This is a genomic window from Candidatus Frankia nodulisporulans, from assembly GCF_902806475.1.
Classification (GTDB): Bacteria; Actinomycetota; Actinomycetes; order Frankiales; family Frankiaceae; genus Frankia; species Frankia umida.
In genome coordinates this window covers 1-6,565 of sequence record NZ_CADCWS010000228.1, presented here as the reverse complement: position 1 = coordinate 6,565, position 6,565 = coordinate 1, and the positions used below count along the sequence as shown (strand labels likewise).

Annotated in this window: 6 protein-coding genes; 5 read left to right on the top strand and 1 reads right to left on the bottom strand. The window is 69.8% G+C overall.

What is annotated here, in order from left to right; all coding sequences use genetic code 11:
* Nucleotides 1-308: 308 nt before the first annotated feature.
* From mftA to mftC, 3 genes are read left to right on the top strand one after another with little or no spacing between them, the layout of a single operon-like run.
* A complete protein-coding gene (gene mftA, locus G6R24_RS16760) occupies nt 309-419 on the top strand; it encodes a mycofactocin precursor MftA (protein ID WP_163550174.1) in 111 nt (36 codons plus the stop codon).
* On the top strand, nt 404-832 hold the full coding sequence (gene mftB / locus G6R24_RS24590; RefSeq protein ID WP_476695814.1) for a mycofactocin biosynthesis chaperone MftB: 429 nt from the start codon (nt 404-406) through the stop codon (nt 830-832). Before mftA ends, mftB begins: the two co-directional genes overlap by 16 nt.
* Before the next feature lie 17 nt (nt 833-849).
* Entirely contained in the window at nt 850-2,181 is a 1,332-nt protein-coding gene (mftC, locus tag G6R24_RS16750; protein WP_163550175.1) for a mycofactocin radical SAM maturase, read from the top strand.
* A gap of 449 nt (nt 2,182-2,630) precedes the next feature.
* Here mftC and G6R24_RS16745 read toward each other — a convergent pair whose 3' ends face one another.
* Nucleotides 2,631-3,341: a TetR/AcrR family transcriptional regulator gene (locus G6R24_RS16745; protein WP_163550173.1), complete on the bottom strand. Its 711-nt coding sequence runs from the start codon at nt 3,339-3,341 to the stop codon at nt 2,631-2,633.
* A 273-nt stretch (nt 3,342-3,614) separates the two neighbouring features.
* Here G6R24_RS16745 and G6R24_RS16740 point away from each other — a divergent pair, with 273 nt between their 5' ends.
* Nucleotides 3,615-4,850, top strand: a complete 1,236-nt coding sequence (locus tag G6R24_RS16740) for an amidohydrolase family protein (protein ID WP_163550172.1) — start codon at nt 3,615-3,617, stop codon at nt 4,848-4,850.
* A gap of 208 nt (nt 4,851-5,058) precedes the next feature.
* Complete coding sequence (gene mftD / locus G6R24_RS16735) at nt 5,059-6,237, top strand: pre-mycofactocin synthase MftD (protein WP_163550171.1); 1,179 nt, start codon at nt 5,059-5,061, stop codon at nt 6,235-6,237.
* Nucleotides 6,238-6,565 lie beyond the last annotated feature (328 nt).

Below are 6,565 nucleotides of genomic sequence, written 5' to 3'. Positions count from 1 at the left end.
CGGTCTCGCGCGGCGCCAGCCGGGCTGTCCACGCGCGTTTCCCACGGTGGTGACGTGACCGCGACGGCGCGTGCCTGACGTGTCTGGCGGGGTGGTGGCGGGGCCTGGCGGGGTGGTGGCAGGGTCTGGCGGGCTTGCGGCCATCTTCGCCGAGCTTGGGTGAACCGCTTTTCTTTGGCACCCAGTGCCACTACAGTTCTGCCCCAGCGGGGCAGGAAAAGGTCCCGTCCGGACCACCCTTGTCCGGAGCGTGACCATCCGGGCTGGTAGCCGTCCGGATATTGGCTGTGCGGCCCAGGGGAGTGTGTATGGAACCGACCGCGATCCAGACCGTCGAGGCGTCCGAGGCGGAGGCGCCCATCGTGGCGGATCTTCTCGTCGAGGAGGTCTCCATCGACGGCATGTGCGGCGTCTACTGAGCGCCGATCCGGCCACGTCCGCTGGATCCGCCGGACCGGCCGCGTCCGTCCTTCCCTCGACCCCCGGCAACGTCGCCGGCGGCGCAGGTGGGGCGGACGCGGCCTCCGCGGCGGCTCCCGGTCCGGCCGCGACGCCCCGCGGGTTCGATCTGGACCGGGCGTGGCGGCTGCATCCGCAGGTGTCCGTGCGGCCTGAGTCGTTCGGCGCGCTGCTCTACCACTTTGGCACCCGGCGTCTGTCGTTCCTGAAGGAGCCGGGGCTGTTGGCGCTGGTCGAGGCGCTGGCGACGCATGAGTCGGTGCGGGCCGCAGCTGTTGCGGTGGGGTTGCCCGCCGCTGACCTCGGCCGATATCAGGGGGCACTGGCGACCCTCGCCGCGTCCCAGATGCTCGTCGAGGGGAGCGGTCGGTGACCAGCACGACGATCAGCATGGCGACGGCGACATCCAGTGCGACGGCGACATCCAGTGCGGTGGCGCCGACGCGGCTCATCGACCACTTCGCGCGGGGGCTCGCGGCGCCGATCTGTCTGACCTGGGAGCTCACCTACGCCTGCAACCTGGCCTGCCGGCACTGCCTGTCCAGCTCGGGGCGGCGTGACCCGCGGGAGCTGTCGACCGACGAGTGCAAGGCGGTCATCGACGAACTCGAGCGGCTGCAGGTGTTCTACGTCAACATCGGCGGCGGCGAACCGACGGTGCGCGCCGACTTCTGGGAGCTCGTCGACTACGCCACCGAGCATCACGTCGGGGTGAAGTTCTCCACCAACGGCGTGCGGATCACCCCCGAGGTGGCCCAGCGGCTGGCCGCCAGCGACTACGTCGACGTGCAGATCTCCCTCGACGGTGCGACGGCCGAGATCAACGACGCGGTGCGCGGCGAGGGTTCGTACGACATGGCGATCCGCGCGATGGAGAACCTGGCCGCGGCCGGGTTCCGCGGGTTCAAGCTGTCCGTCGTCGTCACCCGGCACAACGTCTCCCAGCTGGACGGGTTCGCCGAGATCGCGAACCGCTACGACGCGCAGCTACGGCTGACCCGGCTGCGTCCGTCCGGGCGCGGCGCCGACACCTGGGACGAGCTGCATCCCAGCGCCGCCCAGCAGCGTGAGCTCTACGACTGGCTGGTCGCCGCCGGTGAGAACGTGCTGACCGGTGACTCGTTCTTCCACCTGTCCGCCTACGGTCAGGCGCTGCCCGGGCTCAACCTGTGCGGCGCCGGCCGGGTGGTCTGCCTCATCGACCCGGTCGGGGACGTCTACGCCTGCCCGTTCGCCATCCACGACGAGTTCCTCGCCGGCAACGTGCGCGACACCGGCGGCTTCACCACCGTGTGGCGCGAGTCGGAGCTGTTCGAGGTCATGCGTGAGCCGCAGACCGGCGGGGCGTGCGCGTCCTGCGGGCACTACGACTCCTGCCGCGGCGGTTGCATGGCGGCGAAGTTCTTCACAGGTCTGCCCCTGGACGGCCCCGATCCCGAGTGCGTCCAGGGCCATGGGGTGGACGCGCTGCTGGCCCGCGGTGAGGTCGCGCCGCCGCGTTCGACGGTCGACCACTCCCGTCCGACGCAGGTGGGCGGTGCGGCTGGCCGGTCGAGTTCCCGGTCCCACTCGGGCGGCGGTCGCCGGGGTGGCGGTGGGCCGGTGCCGGTGACGATCGGGCGGGCCCCGAGCACGCTCTCGCCCGCGCTGCCCCCGGTCAGCGCCTGCCAGGAGGACCCGCTCGCCGGCTTCGATCCGGTCGCGGCGGCCGTCAGGCCCTGATCCACCGGATGGGTCGGTGGCCGGACGAGCCGGTGGCCGCACGGACCTGTCGCCGAACGTCGACCACAGGCCGCCCGTGCCTTCGCGCGCGGGCGGCCTGTGGCGATCCCGCGATCCCGCGCCCAGGTGCGAACCCGGTGGGCGACGGCGGATGCTGGTGGGCTGGTAACAGTTGCGGTGGCGACCGGACTGTGCGCATGGTGGTGATCCGGGGTATGTCGGTGTAGCCGGTGCACGTCCGGGGAGCGCTGAGGGAGTACCACACCAAAACTTAACGTTGTTAAGTTGCTGGCGGGTGAGTGGGTCGGTATGCAGGTATGTAGGTAGGTAACCAAGCAGCGGTAGGGCGTGGGAGGGAGTGGGGGCTGATGCCAGGTCACGGACCTCGCCTCCCGCGGGCGCTCGTCGCGGTGCTGGACGCTCCGCACGCGCCGCTGTTCTCGCCCCCGCTACGGCTGGTCGCGCGCTTCCTGTTCGATCAGGGCTTTCCAGCCCCGCATCAGGGCGGCGAGCTGAAGATCGAATGTCTGGTCGACGGATCTCCCGGTCGCCTCGATCACCCGGCGCAGGTTTCTGGTCCGGTCGATGCCGGTCGGCCCGACACCCGTGGTGGCTCCGCCGTCGGAACCGCTCGCGGCGCCCGGTTCGGTGGCCCTGGGGGAGTCGAGGTGCAGGCGGGTGGCGACGGGCAGCCGGTTGGGGTTCATCAGCGCCGAGCCGAACGCGAGGATCTCCGCGCTCTCGATGATCGGGTAGCACAGGTGATCGGGCACACCGCTGGTGAGCATCCGTCCCACCATGTGCTCGCGGGCGGTGTTGCCGCTGTAACTGGTGGGCAGGCTGCCGGGGGCCAGCAGGGGTGCGGCGTTGGGGTGCGAGACGAGCACGTGACGGAAGCTGGTCGTCGACTCGACGAGGATCTCCTCCCAGCTGCGCGTGGTGTCCTGCGGCAGGACCGCCTGCGAGAGCACCATGGACACGACGCCGCGCAGAATCTCGTCCTTGTCCGTGAAATGGTGGTAGAGGGCCGCGCCACTTACGCCGAGTTCGGTGCCCAGGCGGCGCAGGTTCAGTGCGGCCAGCCCTTCGGCGTCGATGATGTCGAGCGCTTTGACGATCGCCTCCCTGCGGTCCACCAGTGGCGATTTGGGCCGTCCCACGTGTCGATCTCCTTTGCGCCCCGACCAGTGCCGCGCCCGAGCGGCCATCCGCATGCGGTGTTCGTGCCCGGTGCCTCACAGTCTGCCTGGCCGGCCGTCCTTTCCGCGAGGTTCCCGGACGATCGACCGCGTTCGCCGGTCGCCCACCACCATCCGTACCGCCGGCACCGGCCGCGCCGTCACCCTCGGCGTGGACGGTGCCCGCCCCATCGGCGGCCCGTCGCCGTGCTTCCAGACGTCATCCACTCGGTGAGAGCGCACCAGGAGTAGCGAATGTCCAGAGTTCTCGATTTCCCCGTCTTCGACGCGGACAATCACATGTACGAGACGACCGACGCGTTCACCAAGTACCTTCCGGCGAGCCACGCCGGCCTGGTGAAGTACGTCCAGATCAACGGTCGTACCAAGATCGCGCTGCGGAACGTCATCAGCGAGTACATCCCGAACCCGACGTTCAACGTCGTGGCGCCCCCCGGCGCGCAGGAGATCGAGTTCCGGCTGAAGAACCCGTCGTCCAAGACGAAGGCCGGCGACATCGAGGCCGTCCCGCCGCCCAAGTACATCAAGGCGCCTCCGGCCTACTTCAACCCGGCCGACCGGCTCGAGCTCATGAACGAGCTCAGCATCGACCGGGCGATGATGTGGCCGACGCTGGCCAGCCTGCTCGAGGAGCGTCTGGCCGACGACCCGGAGTCGGCCGTCGTCGTCGTCCACGCCCTCAACGAGTGGATGTTCGAGCACTGGTCGTACAACTTCGAGGAGCGGATCTTCCCGACGCCGGTGATCACGCTGCCGTTCGTCGACAAGGCGCTGCGGGAGCTCGACTACGTCCTGGAGCGGGGCGCCCGCGCGATCCTGGTCCGCCCGGCTCCCGTGCCCGGCCACGGTGGCGTGCGCCGCTCGTTCGCGCTGCCCGAGTACGACCCCTTCTGGAAGAAGGTCGAGGAGTCCGGCGTCGTCGTCGGCATGCACGCCTCCGACGACGGTTTCCAGCGTTACATCAACGAGTTCGAGGGCGTCCGCGGCGAGTTCCTGCCGTTCGACAGCAAGCCGTCGGCCTTCTCGCTGATCCTCAACAGCGAGCACCGCTACATCAAGGACGTCGTCACCTCGATCATCGCCCACGGTCTGGCCACCCGCTTCCCGGCCATCCGCTTCCTGCCGGTCGAGAACGGCAGCTCCTGGGTCCGTCCGCTGGTCACCCAGTTCCAGAAGCACTACGACCGGGACCCGAGCATGTTCGAGGAGGACCCGATGGTCACCTGGCGGCGCAGCATCTTCGTCCACCCCTTCCACGAGGAGGACGTCGTCAGCCTGGTGCAGACCATCGGCGCCGACAACGTCGTCTTCGGTTCGGACTACCCGCACCCCGAGGGCCTGTTCGACCCGGTGACCTTCGTCGACGAGATCGACTCCCTGCCGCTGGCCGACCAGCGCAAGGTCATGGGCGAGAACCTCGCCAAGATCATGGGTGTCGACCCGGCCAAGAAGGCCCTGGTCACCGCCTGACCGCTGCCCGGCTGCCGGCTGACCGGCGGCCGATGACCAGCTGATCGCGGGCGTCCCAGGACGCCCTGACCGCACCAGGACGGGGCGGGTCCCACGGGACTCGCCCCGTCCTCGCGTTGCGGCCGGATGCGCCGGACGGGGCCCGCGGTTACAGTGGCACTCGGTGCCAAATTAAACGGCGCCCCCTGGTGGACGAGGCGGGAGTGCGATGGCCAGCACGAAGGATTGGTTCGAGACGGTCGCGGAGGCCCAGCGGCGGGCGAAGAAGCGGCTACCCAAGGGCGTCTACCTGGCGCTGGTCGCCGGGTCCGAGGCCGGCGTGACGATGGACGACAACCTCGCCGCGTTCGCCGAGCTCAAGGTCCGCCCGCACGTCGCCGACCTGCCGCAGACCCGCGACCTGTCCACCACGGTGATGGGGCAGGAGATCAGCTTCCCGGTCATCATCTCCCCGACCGGCGTGCAGGCGGTGCACCCCGACGGGGAGCTCGCGGTCGCCCGGGCCGCGGCCGGCGCCGGGACGGCGATGGGCCTGTCGGCGTTCGCGTCCAAGCCGGTCGAGCAGGTCGCCAAGACCATCGACAAGCTGCTGTTCCAGACCTACTGGCTGGGCTCCCGCGAGGAGATCCTCGCCCGTGCCGAGCGGGCCCGCGCCGCCGGCGCCAAGGGACTCATCGTCACCCTGGACTGGGTGTTCGACTCCCGCCGGGACTGGGGCAGCCCGTTCATCCCGGACAAGCTCGACCTCAAGGCCATGGCCCGGTACGCCCCGCAGGTCGCGATCAAGCCGCGCTACCTGGCCACCTGGCTGCGCAGCGGGTCGCTGCCCGACCTCGGCGTGCCCAACCTCGGGCCGCGCGAGGCCACCCCGCCGACCTTCTTCGGCGCCTACGGCCAGTGGATGGGTACCCCGCCACCCACCTGGGCGGACCTCGCCTGGCTGCGCGAGCAGTGGGACGGCCCCTTCATGATCAAGGGTATCACCCGGCCGGACGACGCCCGTCGCGCGGTGGACGTCGGCGCCAGCGCCATCTCGGTGTCCAACCACGGTGGTAACAACGTCGACACCACACCGGCGTCGATCCGCTGCCTGCCCGGTGTGGTGGACGCGGTCGGTGACCAGATCGAGGTCGTGCTCGACGGCGGCATCCGCCGTGGCAGCGACGTGGTCAAGGCACTGGCCCTCGGTGCCCGCGCGGTGATGGTCGGCCGGGCGTACCTGTGGGGGATGGCGGCCGGCGGCGAGCGCGGCGTGATGAACGTGCTGGAGATCCTCCGCCAGGGCGTGAGCGAGACGCTGCTTGGCCTGGGCCACTCCTCGGTACACGAACTGTCGCCCGAGGACCTGCTCGTCCCGGCCGGCTTCGCGTTGGACCGCAAGCTCTGACCCTAGCGGTTCGCCGGCTTCACCGTAAACCCTTTTGACGATTTGTCCTACCGGATCGCAGGCAGGACGTGATTCGATCGGATGTACGCGGAAAGAAACGCGTGAGATACATTCGAGTTATCGGCAGGAAACTCGGCCGCCCCGGGTGAAAGTAAAGGCGGGTGCAACGCCCGGTTGCACCCGGGGCGAAACCGACTTGCACGGTTGTCCGTGTCTGCTGGGGTGTGCACCATAGTGGCATGCTCTGTCGCCCTCGCAATGCGGCCCCCCTGGTCCCCGCCCCCCGGCGTCCGGATGAGGTCATTTCCGGACCGGACAGCATGCCGAA